Genomic DNA, 17,167 nt, shown 5'->3' with positions numbered 1-17,167 from the left:
GATGACCGCCAAAATATTGATTACAGGAGCAAATGGATTTTCTGGAAGGCATGCCTGCGAACATTTTGCCCAATTGGGTATGGAAGTGATTAAGGTTATGCGTCTCAAAAAGGATTCAAGCGATCACGTCCTATGTTGCGATCTTACAGATTGTGCGCAAGTTGAGAAATTGATTGAAGAGGTCCAGCCGGATTACGTTCTTCATTTAGCAGGTCGTAATTCCGTATCGGAATCGTGGAAAGAACCCGTAGCTTATATCGAATCGAATGTGATGTCTACATTTTACCTGCTGCACGCTCTGAGAAATTTGCCGCACTGCCGGACGGTGATTGTGGGCTCCGTCATGCATTTTGAGATGAAGGATGACCCTGAACCGCAAAATCCATACAGCTTAAGCAAAACGTTGCAGGTTGTAGCAGCACAGTGCTGGTGGCATTTATTCGGTTTAAAAGTCATGATGGCTCGGCCGACCAATTTAATCGGCCCCGGCAACTCGAACGGCATATGTGGACTTTTGGCCAAAAAAGTTGTGGAAATAGAAATAGAGAACGACTCCACCCCGTTTCGGTTATCATCTTTGATTGAACAAAGGGACTATTTGGATGTACGTGATGCCGTTCGGGCTTATGAAACTATCCTGTTGCACGGCAAGATAGGGACTGTTTATTCATTAGGCTCCGGCCGTAATCATTCGTTGGGCGATATCGCGAATGCTTATCAATCGATGATCGACCGCGATTTGCCTTTGGATGTCGGGCAAATTCAGCATTACATTCCACCTCAGCCCGTCGATATAAGGTCTATAACGGAATTGGGATGGAAACCTTTAATTCCTCTTCAACAATCGTTACTTGATGCCTTCCATTATTTTAAAACTCGCCATGGGTCAAGCCAGTAGGAGGTGAAATACATGTATCCCAAAGTTTCGATCATAATCCCGTTTTATAACTGCCCCTATATCGATCAAGCGATCGTGAGCGCTCTCGGGCAAACATATCCCAACATTGAGATCATTGTCGTGGACGACGGCTCCACGATGTATGCGGACAAAATTCAACCGTTTCTCACCCGTATTCATTATTTAGGCAAAGCCAACGGAGGCACGGCCAGTGCGTTGAACCACGGAATTCGTATAGCATCTGGCCAGTATATTGCATGGCTGAGTTCGGATGACCTGTTCTATCCTGATAAAATTGAAAGACAACTACGGTTCATGATGGCTCATCATTCTTCCATCAGCTTTACGGCATTCAACCAAATCGATGCCTATAATAATATCACGGGTCGAATGTTAGGACCGCAGTTCGCTAATGTGATTGATTTTTATCATTCGTTCTTGACCTGCGATCCGGTTAACGGCTGTACGGTGATGATGAAAAAGGAGATTTTGAACTACATTGGATTTTTCGACGAGAGCCTTCCCTATACCCACGATTATGAATTGTGGATACGGGTAATATTGGGGAGAATCTACTTTCACTATTTATATGAACCTCTTCTCATGTATCGGTGGCACGGACAGATGGGAACGATGAAGCACCGTCCCGCCATCGAACTGGAAGTGGAATTCATCCAGCAAAAATATCGTCCGGCACTGCAACAGTTGATCGTCGAATCAAGTAGATAAAGGAGAGGTCACCATGCTTCCGAAGGTTAGTATAATCATCCCGTTCTATAACTGTGCATATGTCGAAAACGCAATTGCCAGCGCGCTCTCGCAGACGTATCCGAATGTGGAAATCATCGTGGTCGATGACGGATCTACGGTACATTCTGATAGAATCCGGCCCTATTTAGACCGCGTTCACTATTTGGGCAAGGCGAACGGCGGAACCGCCAGCGCTCTGAACCACGGGATTACGATGGCATCCGGGGACTATATCGCTTGGCTCAGCTCTGACGATATGTTTATTCCGGAGAAACTGTCCAAGCAAATTCCGTTTATGATACAGAATGGCGCCTGGATCAGCTGTGCAAACTTTGATTATATCAATGAGTACAATCACACGATCATCTCGTTCCTCGGGCCTCGTCTCACCAATAAACTTGACTTGTACAGGATGTTTCTAAACGATTATCCCGTGAACGGTTGTACGGTGGTAATGAGAAAAGAGTTATTTTCGTATGTCGGATTATTTAATGAATCTTTCAGATATACGCAAGATTTGGAGATGTGGCTGCGGGTCATTTTATCGGGGTTCGATTTTTTCTATCTCGATGAGCCGCTGCTGAAATACAGAATTCACGAACAAATGGGGAGCCAGCGATTTCAACCGGAAATGCACAGGGAGATTGCCTGCATTCGAGAAATGTATATCCAACGGTTAGCCGGTTACATTGTTCAATTGGAACAGCAACTGAAATAGTGAAACATGTAAAAAAGTCCTCTTTGCTCTTTTAATAAAGGGCAAAGAGGACTATTGTTCGAAGTGTCTTATTTTCCATACAGCACATTCATCATTTGCATGAAATGACAAGCATATCTCTCCAGGCTGAATGCCATGCTGACGTGGATTTTGGCATTAGTTCGGATATATTCCCTGGCATACGGATTGCTAATCAACTGCTGCCCCTCTATGACGGCGGCAGTGATGTTACCAAGCGGATACATCTTACCCGTTTGATTTGGAATAATCGCGCTCCAAACACCGTCTTTATCGCTGGTCAGTACCGGGCAGAGGCAACTCATCGCTTCTACGACGGAATGGGGCGCACCTTCCATTTTCGATGTGGAACATAAGAACCCGCCCGAATCGCCAATGATCGAATAATACTCCTGCATCAGGGCATGCGGAATATTGCTATGAATTGTGAGGCAATGGAGCAAGCCGAGCTGTTGAACTAGCAAATCAAATTCCGCCCGTTCCTGCGGTACTGCCAAATTAGGGTCTTCAAACATCCACAGATGAAGGTGCGGATAATAGGCCATCAGTTGGTGAGCGATCAGCAATAATTCTCGCCAATTCTTATTGTCCTCGAATCGGCCTACCCACGCGATGATCGGGACTCCCCACTGGGGCAGGGGTTTGTAACAAAATGAACTTACATCGAAAGCATTGTTGAAGCTGAAAAAGGGGACATTCATGTTCATGTATATCTCGTTCAACAGAGTTCCGATATGGGGGGTGTCTGGATATAGGATCGCCGAGCAGTATTTTTTAACGTATGGCACTGAGTTGATGATCTCAGCTCGTGCCATTGTAATCGGACCGTAGCCTTGGATTTCCCAAATCAGTATTCCTTTATAACCGAGTCCGCGAAATCTAGGAAATGTTTCATACATCGTCGTAACTACAATAGCATCGTATTTGTAAGTTGTTAGAATGGTTTTGATATCCCTGTCGTCATTAGTGACAAAAGTCGGTATGTCGGTAACGTTTTGCTGGCCTGAACCGGGATATAGGTATAGACAATGGGGTTCATGGCCGAATTGCTTTAAAGCCCGGCAGCGGTGGCGATTTACGGCATCCATCCCCCCGGTTGGCACATAAAATACGAACAAAAATTTCACTGTAATGTGTTCCCCCTCTGCTTTTAATTCGGGTCAAATAGTAAGAATTCGTTTTGTGAGAACATAGCAACAAGGACTCCATTATTTTTGGCATAAACGGTTATGGCTGTATAAGCGGTAGTGTTGGTATTCGTCACAATTTGCAGACTAAAGGGGATGTTATGCGTGAGAATGTTGTTAATCGTTATCGTGGACCCTGGCTCCGGAAACTTTTGCAGAGCATATAGAGATAAATGAAACAAACCCGACGCATGAAATCCTTGGATTAGTGCATCAAACGTTTTGGGACCGAGATTTTGCATAATAACATCGACGGATTGAATATATCGGGAATCGATAGGGCCGTATTCGAACGATTCCAATCGGAATATAGACAAGGCTACACCTTCCTTACCAGTGAGTGGGAATACATCTAGTATATGAAATTAAGAGAAAAATGGTTTGGACAACTACATATTTTTTGGATATTAGGAAGCAACCTATACAATCCTGAAGCAGTCACCATATATTGTATAGCAGCGTCTATCTTAGTTATTGAAATGAGGAACAAAAATGAAAATTTTACTGGCGACCTCCTGGCTACTTCCTCATCTGGGAGGAGTTTGCACGTTTATGGAACAGTTAAAAGTTAGATTAGAACGATGGGGGCATGAAGTCGATATTTTTGGTAAAGGAGCTAATGAAACCTTTCACATGATGAACAAGGGGATTGTAATACGAAAAGAACAATTACTACCGCTTCTTTGTACGAAAATGAGTGTGGGAAACGTGTTTCCTGCAGTTCTAAATCAACACGAATGGTTCTTTAACATCGAAATGGACCGATATTGCATGGAACTGGGTGCAGCTTATTTCGGCTTGCAGCAATACGATTTCATCTACGCTCAAGATGTCATTTCGGCCGTAGCGCTAAATCGTGTAAAGCCGAAATCAACACCGTTACTTGTCTCGCTTCACGGCTCGGTAACCAAAGAGGTTTATTTAACCTGGCCTTACAGACACCAAGTGGAAGGGCCGGACTCTATGGTAATGAACTATTATTCTTTTATTGAAAAAGTAGGTGCCAGCATCGCTGATATAACCATTACTCACTCTCACTGGCTGAGAAATCTGCTGGTTAAGGAGTTTGACGTACCTGACCATCATTTTACGGAGTTCCCCTACGGTTATGATATCGAATCGTTTCAAAGGAGAATGCAGGAATCTACGCCGCTGCAGCGTCCTCAAGACAAAAAAGTGATCATCTGTGCGTCTCGTCTTACTTATTTGAAAGGAATCCACGATCTTGTAACGGTTCTATATCATTTGAAGTTAGCTCGAAAGGATTGGGTTTGTTGGATAATTGGAGAAGGAGAAGATCAGGCGGAGTTGCAACAACAAGCGATAAACCATGGGCTGCAGGAGCACGTCCAGTTTTTCGGAAGGAGGAATGATGTTCCGGCTTTACTCCGAATGTCTGATATTTATGTGCTGCCGAGCTTGATTGATAATCAGCCGCTGTCACTTATAGAAGCACAGCTCGCAGGCAAGCCGTCCGTCGTATCAGATGCCGGAGGCGTACCAGAGATGGTAGTCCATGGCCATACTGGGCTTGTTTACCCTGTCGGAGATATCGATATGCTATTTAAGCATCTGTGCACCTTGCTGGATAATGAAAATTATCGACACAAATTGGGTCGAAATGCAGAAGTTTGGGCATTAGAGCATTGGTCCCCGGATACGATGCTCCAGCGGTTATTTCACGTATATAATCAAATGTTGTCGAGAAAGCGATAAGATTTGTTTGGGGGAGGGCGAGCTTGAACATTTTACTGGCGACTTACTGGCAAATTCCTCATCTTGGCGGCATCTGGACCTTGATGAATCAAATCAAGGAACGCTTGGAACTGATGGGGCACCGAGTTGATCTATTCGGGAATAGCGAGGGCAATCTCATGATCCATATGCCGAATACGCATAATCGTGTTGATAAAAGAAAGCTTAGGCAGCTGCTGGATGTTAAAATGCCAGCGACCCTCTTTCCGACGCTCCATTTTGACACTTTGATTAATTACTACGAGATGGAATGCTTGTGCATGGAATTAGCAGCCGCATATTTCGGGTTAGACAAGTACGATGTTATCCATACGCACGATATTTTTTCAACTAGAGCTTTCAGTAGAGCAAAATCTCCCAAAACGGTTCTTATCGCTAGCATTCACGGATCCGCAGCCTATGAAATTAAGCATAAGTTCCTAATACAGAGTCCTGATTCCTATCTATGGAAATATCTTATTATGAGGGAGCATCTCGGCGCCGTCTCCAGCGATGTGACGATTGCTTCTTCACAGTGGATGAAGAACTGTATGGTAAATGAATTCTCTGTCCCAAGCAGACACATTAAGGTATTTCCGTATGGTTACGATATTGAGGCCTTTGAGCGGCAAGCCGCTTTATGGAGTCCTTTGCCTCGCCCCACCAAAGGTGAAAAGGTAATTATTTATACGTCTCGCATGGTGGAGCTGAAAGGACCTCGAATTCTTCTTAATGCTTTAACAAAACTAAAGGGGGTAAGAAGCGATTGGGTTTGTTGGATGGTAGGAGATGGGGATCAGGAAGATGAATTTCGCCGTTTAAGCTTCGACTTAGGTTTGCAGCAGCATGTTCACTTTTATGGGCGGCGTGATGACGTGCCGTTCCTTCTGGCAAATGCCGATATTTACGTTCATCCCAGCATGCTTGATAATCAACCGTTTTCTTTGATCGAAGCGCAGCTTGCGGGAGTGCCGTCAATTGTTTCCGACGCTACCGGAGTGCCTGAAATGGTTCGTGACGGAGAAACGGGTTTTATTTTACCAGTAGGTGATATTCAAGCGATAAGCAACCATTTGAATCTACTTCTGGAAAATGAAGCTTTTCGAAAGCAAATGGGCCGAAATGCACAGCTGTGGGCGCGGAAACACTGGGCGTTAGACAAAATGATCTCGCAGTTTTTAAACGTATATCAAGAAGCTTTGGCTCAGAAGGGGAGATAAATATGGATTCATTTTATGTTATCGGAGATTTGTATAATTCCTTATTCTCGGTTCAGGTATCAAATCCGGATTTTCTAGTAGAGTATAAACTATGGAACCAAATTAAAAATAATTTGCCGGAAACTTATACAATGCCTGATCCTATAATGATTCAGTTCTTAGATCAATTTAAGCATCGTTGAAGGGGGAGATATGGAGGAAGAAGTAGCCAAGAATGACAGCATGGAGAAGTTCCCACTCGACCTACGCCCAGTATGCGATGCCGAATAAATGGTTTGAAGAAATCGGACTAAATAGTTACTTGCAATTTACAAAGAACTCCATCCCCAACGGGGAAAGTGACTGGAGAGCCGGATGCGATGACCCGCACTTCCGGATCTGTGAGAGGCCTTTGCATTTGCGCATGGGCCTACTCGATTAGTTGACTTATCCATGTTTCATTATTCAGTAAGAGCACGCTTTTTAGCTATCGCGCTTTGGTATACATTCACCACATCGTTAACCGCATGATCAAGGGACCATTGCTTCAGGCCCTATTTTTAAGCACTGGAATCCAGACTTTTCCTATACGATTCGTACTCCATCAAATAATGGATAAGGGTGCAATCCTAGTATGATTTAATCATATTTATTCAATCCTAAACGAGCAGCTTCTAGCTCATAAAAATATCGACCAAGCTCGTAATATTTGACCACTGGATCTATATAATGAGACGATTGGTTTAGTTGGTTTTGTTTTGCGCTAAGTAAAGGAAGCAGTTTTTTTACTCTATTTTCCGGTTTTCATTTACGATATGAATCCGATTTCTCTCATCACCACCGTAACCTAATAAATCTACCTCGTGTCCAAGCGACTCCAGCTTTATTTGCAGCATATAGTTCCATACACCACCCATATGCGGGACCACCCAATAAGTGGCGAGCAGTATTCTCATCTGCCAATCTCCCTTCGTTAGAGTCTATACATAAATAGAATCGTATTCATATGATAGAGTACATCCTAGAAAAGAGGTGGACATTATGGGTATATTTTTGGATGCACAAACATCACAGAATATTGGTTTCAGTGGTGCAATCTCCATTCCTGTTTCTCTACTTCACTATTCGGAACATTAGGAATCGTCACGGCAGGTGCAGGCCCGAATCTTCGCATTCAATTCACCGCAACACTGTTGCCATTAACCGGATCGAGAATGGAATCACTACAGGCCTTAATGGTTGAGGATAATATGGATTCCACTTAATCTACAATACATTAATTTGGAATACAAAATAGTGCATTCTCGGGAGGGAAAGCAATGGACCGAAAGTCTCCATCATTATTCCGTATTACAATTGCCCATATGTTAATCAGTCCATTCAAAGTGCGTTAAATCAAACCTACAAGAATATAGAGGTTATACTTGTAGATGACGGTTCAACGGCTTTTAACGAAAAGGTAACGCCATATCACAGTAAAATCCGTTATTTAAGGAAAGTGAACGGAGGACTGCTACAGCATTAAATCATGGGATTCGCGCAGCTTCCGGTGAATAGTTGAATTTATAACGCTGTTAATGACAGCACAGTGGTTGTAAATAAAAATTTATTTGACCAAATAGGTTACTTCAATGCGTATTTTTGGTTTACACACGATTATGAGATTTGGCTTCGATTACTGGTAAACGGATGCAAAATGTATTATTTAGACGAAGTACTCACCAAATTTAGGAGACATGATAAGAAGGGCACAAGAAAATGTCAAGAAGAAATGAACAGGGAGATTTCTATTCTTGAAAACTATTATCACCCATAGCTTATGGAATACATGAAAAAGTTATGATGGGCTTTAGCATGAACTTGTTCAAATAGCAGGAATGGAGGAATTTTCATGCTTCATGATAAAATAACAATTTTTATGCATATACCCAAAACCGGCGGGACAACTTTGAATAAGATTTTTGGAGAACAATTCAATATTAATGAAATATTTGATCATGACACTTATCAAGGCAAGATTATGAAGTGTGGTCAATTAAATCAAGAGGTGCAAAAACAAATCAAGGCAGTTGCAGGTCACTACCTTTACGGTATACATCAGTATTTTCCGAAACACTTTCAATACTTTACCATGCTGCGTGATCCGGTAGACCGAGTCATTTCCTTATACTACTTTTTACAGACGTACCCGGGATTCGAGAGAGTGAGATCCATGATGCTTGAAGAATTTGTGATGAAGGAAGCCGAAGCTTACAACTTTCAGACAGTCATGACATCCGGTATACCTCATCATCCAGACCTTAAGAAAGCGAAGGAAATCTTAAAAACATTTACTGTTGTCGGAACCACGGAAATGTTTAACGAAACGCTCTTTTTGCTGAAAAAGGAGTACGGTTGGGAAAATATCCACTATACGAAACAAAATATTACAAAGAAGCGCCTTTCCAAAGAAGAAGTCCCGGCTCCTGTCATTAATTTAATTAAAAAATATAACGAATTGGATTTAGAACTGTATGATTATGCTAAACAGCTCCTTGCTCAAAAGCTAAGTTCCCTTACGGCCAAGGAGAAAATGGAATTGCAAAAGTACAAACAGGAGCAGAGTTTGTTATCTTAGCGTCTGATACCAATAACATGAGAGAGCCGGAATGTTTCCCGATACCGGTTTTCTCATGCCAAAAGAACCTCCTTCTCCTAATGTTGGGAATAGAGGTTCTTTCTTGAGCGAAGATTTAGCCGTCTTTAATTATTCGAATAAAGCGGACGGCGTAATAAAATGGGTTGAAATGAGTCGTGACGGATATGCTCGTGAAGCTGAGTGTTGTACATTAAATCCCGGGCTTCACTTACTGTATGTTTAATATTTCATGAATAGTAATATTTTACCTGCTTGATTATGAATGACCGCGCTGGAAACTCCATCCGAATCGCTAACCAAGAAGATTACCGGGATCATGCCTGCCGCAAAGGTGAAGTCCAAGACTCCGGCTTCCCCGTGGCTGCAGGTTCCTTCTCCAGTACGGAAACGAACATAAGAAACCTGTTCGATAGGCTGAGCAGGTTTCGTTACATAGGGTCGCGCACTTAATTGCTGATATAACCGAGATTCTTTAAGAAAGCTATGACTCTCATGGCGCTCTCTTTCACCGTTTCTTTATCCGTCTCGATAATAAGATCCGGACTCTCGGGCTCCTCATACGGGTCGGAAATTCCTGTGAACTGCTTGATATCACCATTCAATGCCTTCGCATACAAACCCTTCACGTCCCTTTGTATGCATTCATCCAGCGGGCATTTCACATAAACCTCGAGAAATGACCCGATCTCGGTTCTTAAGTAATCGCGCATTTCCTTATAAGGCGTTATAAACGAAGCAAGCACAAGCACACCATTGCGGGTTAGCAATTTGGATATATAAGCCATTCTTTGAATATGAGTCATCCGGTCCTCTTTGGAAAAGCCTACATTAGATGAAAAATGGCGCCGAATTTCATCTCCGTCCAGAAGCTCAAGCTTCAAATCGGAATCCTGCAACTGGTTTTCCAACTGCCGGCAAATCGTTGTTTTGCCAGCCCCCGATAGACCGGTGAACCATACAGTAACGCCTTTTTGCAACCTAATCCCTCCCTAGTTCTGCTTCTTTCGATAGACCAGTACTTTGACGAAGCCGTCATTGCCTGTTACAACCTGTTGCCCTTGAAGACGCTGCGTATATCGTCCATGCACTTGAAACCCTTGTTTCGTCATTAACTGCTCCAATTCAAACGGGCGGTAATGACAATAGTGAAGGGGATTCACACGCCCTGGGAAAATAGGATTATTTAAATGCGGATAAACGTTTTCGTTGGAGCGGAAATGAACAGGACGCCAGCCGGCTTCAAAAGCGCAAACAGCCTGGATATAAATAGGCCGTCTTTTTGTATATGCTCCACCGTCTCGAAACAAGTGATGACGTCATATTGCTTGATTGGTAGAGCGCTTTGGAATTCCAACACCATATCTGCTTTGATGTAGACCGCCTTATGATGGGGAAAGTATTTATGTGCCTACTGCAGCGCATGATCGGAACGATCCACTCCGACAATCTTACTTGCAGGTGAGTTTGCAGCCATGAAACCGATACCATAACCGCACCCGCAAGCTGCATCCAGAACAACATTGTCCTTCGCAACGAAGCTTAAGGCAAACTCATAACGGTTGTGATGATCGATGAGCGCATACTGCTTCGAAGTAGCGTACATACTTTCCTGTTTTTTGGTTTCATCATCCATAATGATCACCGCCTGCCGTATTTCAATGTTAGATTAGCTTCTGCATATACTATATGACTCTATTAACGCGGCCGAAACTTATAGATGTCCCAACGATTGAAAAATAGACAGCGGGTTAAATCGGCATATGTTTTTTCACTCCTATCCAACTATAGAGTTCGCTGCGTTTTTCGTCCGTCGTCGCGCACTAACGCTTGTCATAAAATAAGCAACTCGATCTTTGACATCATGAAGTTATGATCTCAAAAAATAGCGTCGGACATATAGCGCCTTTCATTTAACAATACACAAAGGGTCAACTATGTTTCGAACAGCTGCCCCACAGAAATAGTGCAAGAATTTCTCAGTGGTAAGCCCTAAAGGCGGATTAAAGATTAGGTAACATGGGGTCCAGACCTAAACCATGACGAATTCTTTCTTCCTGAATAAGTTCACAAGTTTCTTTAAGTATAGGTTTTCCGAATTCATTATTTTTCAATAGCGTTGCATTAAATATCGCGACTTCTCTTTGATTCTAAATTGTGCTAAAAACGTTAAAGGTTTGCTTATATAACGAAAAAAACCGATAATCCCTTTTATTAGGACTATCGGTTTTTTTAAGCCCATTTCTTTTTTTTTCTTTTTCATACATCGTTCATATAAAATCGGTAAGTTTCTTCTAAGCCTTCGCGAATCTCATACCTTGCCTGCCACTCCAGGTATTCAAGCCCCTTTCGAGAGTCAAGACAACTGTGTTTAATATCCCCTTCTCTAGCCAAGGAATGAATAATGGGTAGATCTGTCCCGTGAAATTCCGTCAGCAGCCGCGCCAAATCATTGATGGATGTTCGATTCGCAGTGCTGACATGAATGATCTCCTGTTCGCCGCGTTTCATAGCAGCTACGTTTGCACGTACTACGTCCTTGACATAGACGAAATCGCGGGTTTGCTCACCGTCGCCATGAATCGTCAGCGGTGTTCCTTTTTGAATGCGTTCCATAAAAACGGCAACGACGCCGCCTTCTCCTTTGGGCGTTTGTCTGGGCCCATATACATTTCCATAACGAAGAATGGTGTAGGGCAGACCGTATAGATGGTGGAACACACGAATGTAGGATTCGGCGGAATATTTCGAAATGCCGTAGTAGGAAATAGGACAGGTCGGGTCTGTTTCGACGATCTGCTCTTTCTGCAAGTTTCCGTATACGGCGGAAGTGGAGGCGAAGATGAATTTGCTAACAGCTGCGTCACGGCATGCCTCAAGTAGATAGATCGTTGCCACTAGATTCACAATGGCATCGTACCCAGGATTTTGAATGGAGCGCTGGACATCTGCTTGAGCCGCAAGGTGGAAAACAACATCAGGACGGATATCTACGATGAGGGGTTTTATTTGTTCGCTGCTGATGTCTGCCAAATGGAAGATGGCTTGGGGATTTACATGTTTCTGTTTACCTGAAATCAGATTATCGATGATATGGACCTCAAATTGCTCGGCAAGGAGCTCTTCCACAAGGTGCGAGCCGATAAAGCCTGCACCTCCGGTAACGACAGCTTTCATCCTGGTTTCCTCTCTTCTGCATGGATCTTCGTTATCTTACGTGGAGGAGGAGAAAGCGGTACAAGACATATGTCCAGATCCATGTTTAATGTGACAGGATAGGCTGTACAAATGCCTGTTTTCTACTTGTACGGCTTCTGCCCTGTCTCCTTTCTTTTGCAATCATAGAATATATAAAGCAGGTATTCCGCCATGGACAGGAGTTGAGAACGAATTGAGAAACCAGCGTATTCAGCGGAAACGGAAGCAGCCAATCTCCTGCGTCACCTTGTCTCAGCATCAGCCTAAAGTATCGGTCATCATTCCGGTTTGCAACGAAGTTCGTACCTTGGCCAAAGTCATTCGGGAAGCTTTCCGCGTGCATCCACAAACAGAAGTTATTGTTGTTGATAATGGTTCTACGGATGGTAGTAAACGTGTAGCGACGAAATTAGGGGCGAGGGTTATCTCGTTTAGTCAACGGCTAGGACATGATGTTGGGAGAAGCATAGGTGCTATGGAAGCTAAAGGGGATATCCTACTATTCCTTGATGCCGATTTTGTTGTATCTGCCAAGGAAACGATCCCACTGATCCGAGCAGTGCAGCAAGGCGTGGATGTAGCATTAAATAAATATAACGGAATCATAACGAAAGCGAATGTTCATAAGGTCGTTCTAGCCAAACACGCGCTTAATGCGATACTGGGCCGACCAGACTTACAAGGCGCCTCCATGACGACGATCCCACACGCAATTAGTCGCAAAGCGCTCGACACCATAGGAGCTGAGAACCTAGCAGTTCCACCTTTGGCTCAAGTAATAGCTGTACAACGCGGACTTCAAGTCAAGGCAGCGCAGCTTATCCAAGTCGGAATCAGAAATCGCATCCGAAGAAGGGCCAAAGATGTAGATCCTGTAGGTGATCTGATTATCGGTGATCATTTGGAAGCCATTTGGTGGCTGATCCAATCCTCTGATGAAAGAGCGAGTTTACATGACCAATTGCGTATTAGAGAAATGATGAGGTGATCACATGAAGCTGAGCATCAAGAAACGAAACCCTCAACCCCTGTCTGCGGTAGTAAAAAAAAAACGAATCCGGCTTAAGAAATCCGTGCTTCGTTCCCCCGCTATGCACACTCCTTCCCTAACAAGAACCCAGTTATATTGGAGAAATTGGGGGAAACGAGCGGGTCAACAAGATGCGCTCGCGCACAATATTACGAAGGAGCCTTACCAAAAGAAAGCACTCAATAACCTTTGGGTACACTGGGCTAATTCCCGGTTACTTGCTACCAACTCGTTAAGCTATGAAGCAGCGTCGAAAGGGTATGTGAAAGGTTACTGTAAAGCTGCTAAATTGAATGTCCCCGATTGGATGCTTATCCCTACAGCGCGTTCCGTTGGCGCGATAGTGAGTGTGATGAATGAAGAGCATACCATTGTAAAAGTAATGGAGCAGTTGAATCGACTACCTTTGGATGAAATCATCATTATAGTGAATGGGTCAAGTGATCGCACCTTAGAGAAGGTAAGAGCGCACTCGCATGCTCTCATTATTCATTACCCCGATCCGTTGGGCCATGATGTCGGGAGATCGATAGGTGCCAAACTGTCGCAATCGGATATTTTGCTCTTTTTGGATGGAGATTTTGTCGTGGAGGCCGAGAAACTTATTCCTTTTATCTATGAGGTTGAACGCGGCTCCGATATTGCTCTAAACAACATAACACCGTATTTACCTACATTTTCACTCTGGGATTCCGTAACCGTGATGAAACGGTTTCTTAACATAACGTTGAAAAGACCGGAATTGAATGCGAACTCGCTCACGGCCATTCCGCATGCTCTATCGAGGAAGGCGCTGGAGCATATCGGATGTTCCGAGTTAATGGTTCCGCCCAAAGCACAGGTAAACGCGATTCTGACTGGGTTACGAATTACAGCTCCAACAAGTGTTAACGTCATATCTATGAACAAAATCCGAAGTCACAATAAAGGGGAAGACAACCCGGTCGCCCGCATGATTATTGGCGATCATGTAGAGGCGCTGGAGCTTGCGATGAAGATGAAAGGTGAGCGAATCGTGTTTCCTGATATCATTAGAAAAAGGGAGTTTCTGGAGAGGTGAGGGACCATGCAGGTAACCAGTATCGTTATTCCTACTTTCAATGGCCTTACTTTACTGAAAGAGTGTGTAGCTTCAATTCGCAGCCATACTTCAGTCCCATTTGAAATTATTGTGGTGGATAATGGATCAAAGGATGGAACCCTGGAGTACTGCTATAGAGAGAGGTTGAAGCTGGTTTCAATTCCTACGAATCGCGGTTTCCCCGCTGCTTGTAATTATGGCCTTCACATTGCGACTGGAAATGCTTTGATGCTGCTCAATAACGATACCATCGTGACTCCGAATTGGTTGGATAACTTGCTGAGCTGTTTATACAGTAGTGAGGACATAGGTATGGTAGGTCCTGTGACGAACTATGCGAGCGGTAAACAGCAGATTCAGGAACCATTTACGAACATAGCCGACATGGCAGCGAAATATAACAATATGAATACTTCTTTATGGCAGGAAACAGAACGCTTGGTCGGGATTTGCTTACTTTTCAAAAGGGAATTGTTAGATAAAGTCGGCTTTATGGACGAAAGATTCTCCCCGGGGCACTTCGAAGACGATGATTTATGCTATCGGGCTCGGCTTGCTGGATATCGATTGCTGATAACAGGGGATTGCTTCATCTTCCATCATGGCAGTGCAAGCTTTAGCAAAACGGGTCAAGAGGCTGTGCAAGGGCTGCTGCAGCAAAATCGCCAGAAGTTTATTGATAAATGGGGCGTTGACCCCCACAGCTTCATATAAGGCCGGGCGTGAAGCTGCTGGAGTAACCGTTCTCTGCATTGCTGCATAACTTAGAGTGAAAAAGTGGAGTTGGAGGCGAAAGAGATTGGAACAGCGAGTGACAAAGATTATTTCCCACATTGCAGCATCGCATCGTGAGATGTCTAGAATCTTGGCGACACACCGAAGTGTTTCGACACAAATGGCCACCATTGCCAACGATATACCTGACTCGCATCCTAATTTCGATGGCATAGGCATGCTGCAGGAGCAAGCATTACAACTAACTAAGAATATAACGGCTTATTTAAATAGCTTAGCTAATTTGGAAGAGGCAATCGCGCAGCAAACGGAAATTGTCATGAAAGAAATGAAAGATCCTGAAGATGAAGAATAGAGGGATATGCCTTGAATAGAAATGATCTGTATTTGAAAATGTTGGATGCTACAGCAAAGCTGCAGCAAGAAATAGCTTTGATGTTGGAAGCTAGAGTTGTAGAAGCAGAGAAATCGCGCAACTGGATTTGCCATCATATTAACTCAACGAATTTAGAGGGGCATGAACATCAGATGAAACAATCCGGAGAGATTCATGAGTATGTGATTGAGCTCATCGATGGCTTGACGAAGATGGAGAACTCCTTAAACCGACATATGCAGGCTCTTCTTAGACAAAATGAATCGGGAGCAGGAGCGGAGGGAGACGGTTCGAACGGAATGGGGAACTTATTTTCGTTTGGTGAGGATGGGAAATAATGAAAGCATCGAATCGTGAGAGAATTGAATTGCATATGCTAACCTCGCTGGCTAGAAGCCAGCGAGCCTTATGCCGAATCATAGAGACGATCGCGGATCAAGTAGCGGTCTCCGAGCAGCTTGCTGTCTATATGGCTGAGAATCTCAAGACGATAAGTGAATACCAGCGTTCGATGATTCAGAAATTAACGAAACAAAGTCCACGTCAACGCCAGTTAGGAACGCCCGGCAAGCCTTGGATTAGCAAGGATGTCGCTCGCGGGTCATCCCCAGCGCATGATTAATCCCGCATGAGTAAGACCCCCGCCAAAACCAAAAAGAAGCAGCGTATCACCGGCCGTGACCTTACCCTCTTGTATGCCTAGGTCCAAAGCAAGAGGAATGGAAGCCGCGGATGTATTGCCATAGTATTCAAGGCTGTACAGCGCTTTTTCGAATGGAATACCGCTCTTTTCACAGATGGATTCAATAATCCGAAGGTTAGCGCTATGAGGAATGAACCAATCAATTGCAGTATGAGGTAAACGGCCTTTTGCGAGCAGCTTCTCGATTCCTTGCGGGACAGTCGTTACGGCATATTTGTACACCTCGCGGCCGTTCTGGACGAGCTTGCCTTCACCTGTTAGTGGCGTTCCGTTCAATTCTGAGGCAAGTCCGGTTCGGTATACATGCTTGCCGCCTGTACCGTCCGATCCAAGATGGTGAGCAAGGAAAGCAGGATTCTCTTCTTCTCTTTCAACCATCACGGCTCCGGCACCATCACCGAAAAGAATGCAGGTGGAACGGTCCGTGTAGTCTGTAATTTTGGATAAGGAATCCCCACCGACGACGAGAACCTTGCGGTGTACCCCAGCAGCAACAAGGCTGCTTGCTGTATGCAGGGCATAAGCGAACCCGGAGCAGGTGGCATTGAGGTCGTAGGCACCCGTTTCAGGGATGCCGAAATGAGCTTGAATCAGGCAAGCGACAGGGGTGGAAGGCAGATCCGGTGTATGGGTAGCGACGATTATTAAATCAACATCGCTCAGTGATGTCGGATATCTAGTGAGCATATTTTGTACGGCTGCTATACATAAATGACTTGTGAATTCATTCGCTGCTGCAATTCTACGTTCCCGAATTCCTGTGCGCTGAACGATCCATTCATCATTCGTATCGACCATTCCCTGAAGATCCGCGTTGCTTAGTATGTGATGGGGTACGTAGCTGCCGATTGCAGTGATTCGAGCTTGTAATGGGGGAGAGATGGACATCAATGATTCACTCCTTT

23 protein-coding genes are annotated in these 17,167 nt (G+C 44.1%); 14 read left to right on the top strand and 9 right to left on the bottom strand.

All coding sequences use genetic code 11. The annotated features are described in order from the left end of the window. Position 1 precedes the first annotated feature (1 nt). From ASD40_RS27255 to ASD40_RS27245, 3 genes are read left to right on the top strand one after another with little or no spacing between them, the layout of a single operon-like run. Positions 2-898 (top strand): NAD-dependent epimerase/dehydratase family protein, encoded by an 897-nt coding sequence (locus ASD40_RS27255; protein WP_057306230.1) that lies wholly within the window; start codon positions 2-4, stop codon positions 896-898. 12 nt (positions 899-910) lie between these two features. Beyond that, positions 911-1,627: a glycosyltransferase gene (locus ASD40_RS27250; RefSeq protein ID WP_057306229.1), complete on the top strand. Its 717-nt coding sequence runs from the start codon at positions 911-913 to the stop codon at positions 1,625-1,627. A 13-nt stretch (positions 1,628-1,640) separates the two neighbouring features. Further along, entirely contained in the window at positions 1,641-2,366 is a 726-nt protein-coding gene (locus tag ASD40_RS27245; RefSeq protein WP_057306228.1) for a glycosyltransferase, read from the top strand. A gap of 68 nt (positions 2,367-2,434) precedes the next feature. On the opposite strand, the gene ASD40_RS27240 is transcribed toward ASD40_RS27245, so the two are convergent. Both ASD40_RS27240 and ASD40_RS27235 read right to left on the bottom strand, forming a co-directional pair. Continuing rightward, positions 2,435-3,511, bottom strand: coding sequence for a glycosyltransferase family 4 protein (locus ASD40_RS27240; RefSeq protein WP_057306227.1), 1,077 nt, complete (start codon positions 3,509-3,511; stop codon positions 2,435-2,437). A 23-nt stretch (positions 3,512-3,534) separates the two neighbouring features. Then, the gene (locus tag ASD40_RS27235) at positions 3,535-3,888 is read right to left on the bottom strand and encodes a hypothetical protein (protein ID WP_057306226.1); all 354 of its coding nucleotides are present in this window, start codon (positions 3,886-3,888) and stop codon (positions 3,535-3,537) included. Between the two features lie 175 nt (positions 3,889-4,063). Between ASD40_RS27235 and ASD40_RS27230 the strand changes: the two genes are divergently transcribed. From ASD40_RS27230 to ASD40_RS37510, 3 genes are all read left to right on the top strand, one after another. After that, positions 4,064-5,287 (top strand): glycosyltransferase family 4 protein, encoded by a 1,224-nt coding sequence (locus ASD40_RS27230; RefSeq protein ID WP_057306225.1) that lies wholly within the window; start codon positions 4,064-4,066, stop codon positions 5,285-5,287. Between the two features lie 23 nt (positions 5,288-5,310). Then, positions 5,311-6,525, top strand: coding sequence for a glycosyltransferase family 4 protein (locus ASD40_RS27225; RefSeq protein ID WP_063860269.1), 1,215 nt, complete (start codon positions 5,311-5,313; stop codon positions 6,523-6,525). Positions 6,526-6,739: 214 nt separating this feature from the next. Next, positions 6,740-6,946: a hypothetical protein gene (locus ASD40_RS37510; RefSeq protein WP_156390200.1), complete on the top strand. Its 207-nt coding sequence runs from the start codon at positions 6,740-6,742 to the stop codon at positions 6,944-6,946. A 343-nt stretch (positions 6,947-7,289) separates the two neighbouring features. Here ASD40_RS37510 and ASD40_RS37505 read toward each other — a convergent pair whose 3' ends face one another. Then, a complete protein-coding gene (locus ASD40_RS37505) occupies positions 7,290-7,460 on the bottom strand; it encodes a hypothetical protein (protein WP_156390199.1) in 171 nt (56 codons plus the stop codon). Between the two features lie 344 nt (positions 7,461-7,804). Here ASD40_RS37505 and ASD40_RS38865 point away from each other — a divergent pair, with 344 nt between their 5' ends. Together ASD40_RS38865 and ASD40_RS27215 are read left to right on the top strand one after the other, a co-directional pair. Next, entirely contained in the window at positions 7,805-8,029 is a 225-nt protein-coding gene (locus ASD40_RS38865) for a glycosyltransferase family 2 protein (RefSeq protein ID WP_327205309.1), read from the top strand. Positions 8,030-8,395: 366 nt separating this feature from the next. Further along, positions 8,396-9,121 carry a sulfotransferase family 2 domain-containing protein gene (locus ASD40_RS27215; protein ID WP_063860270.1) on the top strand — a complete coding sequence of 242 codons (726 nt, stop codon included), beginning with the start codon at positions 8,396-8,398 and terminating at the stop codon, positions 9,119-9,121. Positions 9,122-9,361: 240 nt separating this feature from the next. Here the strand turns inward: ASD40_RS27215 and ASD40_RS39150 are convergent, their stop codons facing one another. The 5 genes from ASD40_RS39150 to ASD40_RS27195 all read right to left on the bottom strand — a co-directional run bounded on the left by ASD40_RS39150 (position 9,362) and on the right by ASD40_RS27195 (position 12,316). Beyond that, complete coding sequence (locus ASD40_RS39150; RefSeq protein WP_268795925.1) at positions 9,362-9,484, bottom strand: hypothetical protein; 123 nt, start codon at positions 9,482-9,484, stop codon at positions 9,362-9,364. 104 nt (positions 9,485-9,588) lie between these two features. After that, positions 9,589-10,119, bottom strand: a complete 531-nt coding sequence (gene cysC / locus ASD40_RS27205) for an adenylyl-sulfate kinase (RefSeq protein WP_200957471.1) — start codon at positions 10,117-10,119, stop codon at positions 9,589-9,591. A 206-nt stretch (positions 10,120-10,325) separates the two neighbouring features. Further along, complete coding sequence (locus ASD40_RS39515) at positions 10,326-10,502, bottom strand: class I SAM-dependent methyltransferase (RefSeq protein WP_442952719.1); 177 nt, start codon at positions 10,500-10,502, stop codon at positions 10,326-10,328. Positions 10,503-10,550: 48 nt separating this feature from the next. Next, positions 10,551-10,775, bottom strand: a complete 225-nt coding sequence (locus tag ASD40_RS27200) for a class I SAM-dependent methyltransferase (RefSeq protein ID WP_057306221.1) — start codon at positions 10,773-10,775, stop codon at positions 10,551-10,553. Between the two features lie 623 nt (positions 10,776-11,398). Continuing rightward, positions 11,399-12,316 carry an NAD-dependent epimerase/dehydratase family protein gene (locus tag ASD40_RS27195; RefSeq protein WP_057306220.1) on the bottom strand — a complete coding sequence of 306 codons (918 nt, stop codon included), beginning with the start codon at positions 12,314-12,316 and terminating at the stop codon, positions 11,399-11,401. Positions 12,317-12,530: 214 nt separating this feature from the next. Between ASD40_RS27195 and ASD40_RS27190 the strand changes: the two genes are divergently transcribed. The 6 genes from ASD40_RS27190 to ASD40_RS27165 all read left to right on the top strand — a co-directional run bounded on the left by ASD40_RS27190 (position 12,531) and on the right by ASD40_RS27165 (position 16,181). Then, complete coding sequence (locus ASD40_RS27190) at positions 12,531-13,325, top strand: glycosyltransferase family 2 protein (protein WP_082562470.1); 795 nt, start codon at positions 12,531-12,533, stop codon at positions 13,323-13,325. Positions 13,326-13,329: 4 nt separating this feature from the next. Continuing rightward, entirely contained in the window at positions 13,330-14,427 is a 1,098-nt protein-coding gene (locus tag ASD40_RS27185; RefSeq protein ID WP_235549393.1) for a glycosyltransferase family 2 protein, read from the top strand. Positions 14,428-14,433: 6 nt separating this feature from the next. Further along, positions 14,434-15,162 carry a glycosyltransferase family 2 protein gene (locus ASD40_RS27180; protein ID WP_057306219.1) on the top strand — a complete coding sequence of 243 codons (729 nt, stop codon included), beginning with the start codon at positions 14,434-14,436 and terminating at the stop codon, positions 15,160-15,162. 85 nt (positions 15,163-15,247) lie between these two features. Next, positions 15,248-15,538, top strand: coding sequence for a hypothetical protein (locus ASD40_RS27175; RefSeq protein WP_057306218.1), 291 nt, complete (start codon positions 15,248-15,250; stop codon positions 15,536-15,538). Between the two features lie 11 nt (positions 15,539-15,549). Next, positions 15,550-15,897: a hypothetical protein gene (locus ASD40_RS27170; protein ID WP_057306217.1), complete on the top strand. Its 348-nt coding sequence runs from the start codon at positions 15,550-15,552 to the stop codon at positions 15,895-15,897. Beyond that, the gene (locus ASD40_RS27165) at positions 15,897-16,181 is read left to right on the top strand and encodes a hypothetical protein (RefSeq protein WP_057306216.1); all 285 of its coding nucleotides are present in this window, start codon (positions 15,897-15,899) and stop codon (positions 16,179-16,181) included. The genes ASD40_RS27170 and ASD40_RS27165 overlap by 1 nt, the downstream gene beginning before the upstream one ends. Here the strand turns inward: ASD40_RS27165 and ASD40_RS27160 are convergent. Then, entirely contained in the window at positions 16,161-17,150 is a 990-nt protein-coding gene (locus ASD40_RS27160) for a ketoacyl-ACP synthase III (RefSeq protein WP_057306215.1), read from the bottom strand. The genes ASD40_RS27165 and ASD40_RS27160 overlap by 21 nt on opposite strands. Between the last annotated feature and the right edge of the window lie 17 nt (positions 17,151-17,167).

The sequence above is a fragment of the Paenibacillus sp. Root444D2 genome, assembly GCF_001426375.1.
GTDB lineage: Bacteria > Bacillota > Bacilli > Paenibacillales > NBRC-103111 > Paenibacillus_E.
The sequence above is the reverse complement of the archived record's forward strand: the minus strand, read 5'-3'. Positions and strand labels throughout refer to the sequence as shown.

Bases quoted from the DNA above. Each gene is read 5' to 3' on its own strand.
- ASD40_RS27215 (WP_063860270.1), top strand. From the start codon at position 8,396: ATGCTTCATGATAAAATAACAATTTTTATGCATATACCCAAAACCGGC.
- ASD40_RS27245 (WP_057306228.1), top strand. From the start codon at position 1,641: ATGCTTCCGAAGGTTAGTATAATCATCCCGTTCTATAACTGTGCATAT.
- ASD40_RS27195 (WP_057306220.1), bottom strand. From the start codon at position 12,316: ATGAAAGCTGTCGTTACCGGAGGTGCAGGCTTTATCGGCTCGCACCTT.
- ASD40_RS27200 (WP_057306221.1), bottom strand. From the start codon at position 10,775: ATGGATGATGAAACCAAAAAACAGGAAAGTATGTACGCTACTTCGAAG.
- ASD40_RS27180 (WP_057306219.1), top strand. From the start codon at position 14,434: ATGCAGGTAACCAGTATCGTTATTCCTACTTTCAATGGCCTTACTTTA.
- ASD40_RS27165 (WP_057306216.1), top strand. From the start codon at position 15,897: ATGAAAGCATCGAATCGTGAGAGAATTGAATTGCATATGCTAACCTCG.
- ASD40_RS27230 (WP_057306225.1), top strand. From the start codon at position 4,064: ATGAAAATTTTACTGGCGACCTCCTGGCTACTTCCTCATCTGGGAGGA.
- ASD40_RS37510 (WP_156390200.1), top strand. From the start codon at position 6,740: ATGACAGCATGGAGAAGTTCCCACTCGACCTACGCCCAGTATGCGATG.
- ASD40_RS27250 (WP_057306229.1), top strand. From the start codon at position 911: ATGTATCCCAAAGTTTCGATCATAATCCCGTTTTATAACTGCCCCTAT.
- ASD40_RS27160 (WP_057306215.1), bottom strand. From the start codon at position 17,150: ATGTCCATCTCTCCCCCATTACAAGCTCGAATCACTGCAATCGGCAGC.
- ASD40_RS37505 (WP_156390199.1), bottom strand. From the start codon at position 7,460: ATGAGAATACTGCTCGCCACTTATTGGGTGGTCCCGCATATGGGTGGT.
- ASD40_RS27185 (WP_235549393.1), top strand. From the start codon at position 13,330: ATGAAGCTGAGCATCAAGAAACGAAACCCTCAACCCCTGTCTGCGGTA.
- ASD40_RS39515 (WP_442952719.1), bottom strand. From the start codon at position 10,502: ATGGTGTTGGAATTCCAAAGCGCTCTACCAATCAAGCAATATGACGTC.
- ASD40_RS27255 (WP_057306230.1), top strand. From the start codon at position 2: ATGACCGCCAAAATATTGATTACAGGAGCAAATGGATTTTCTGGAAGG.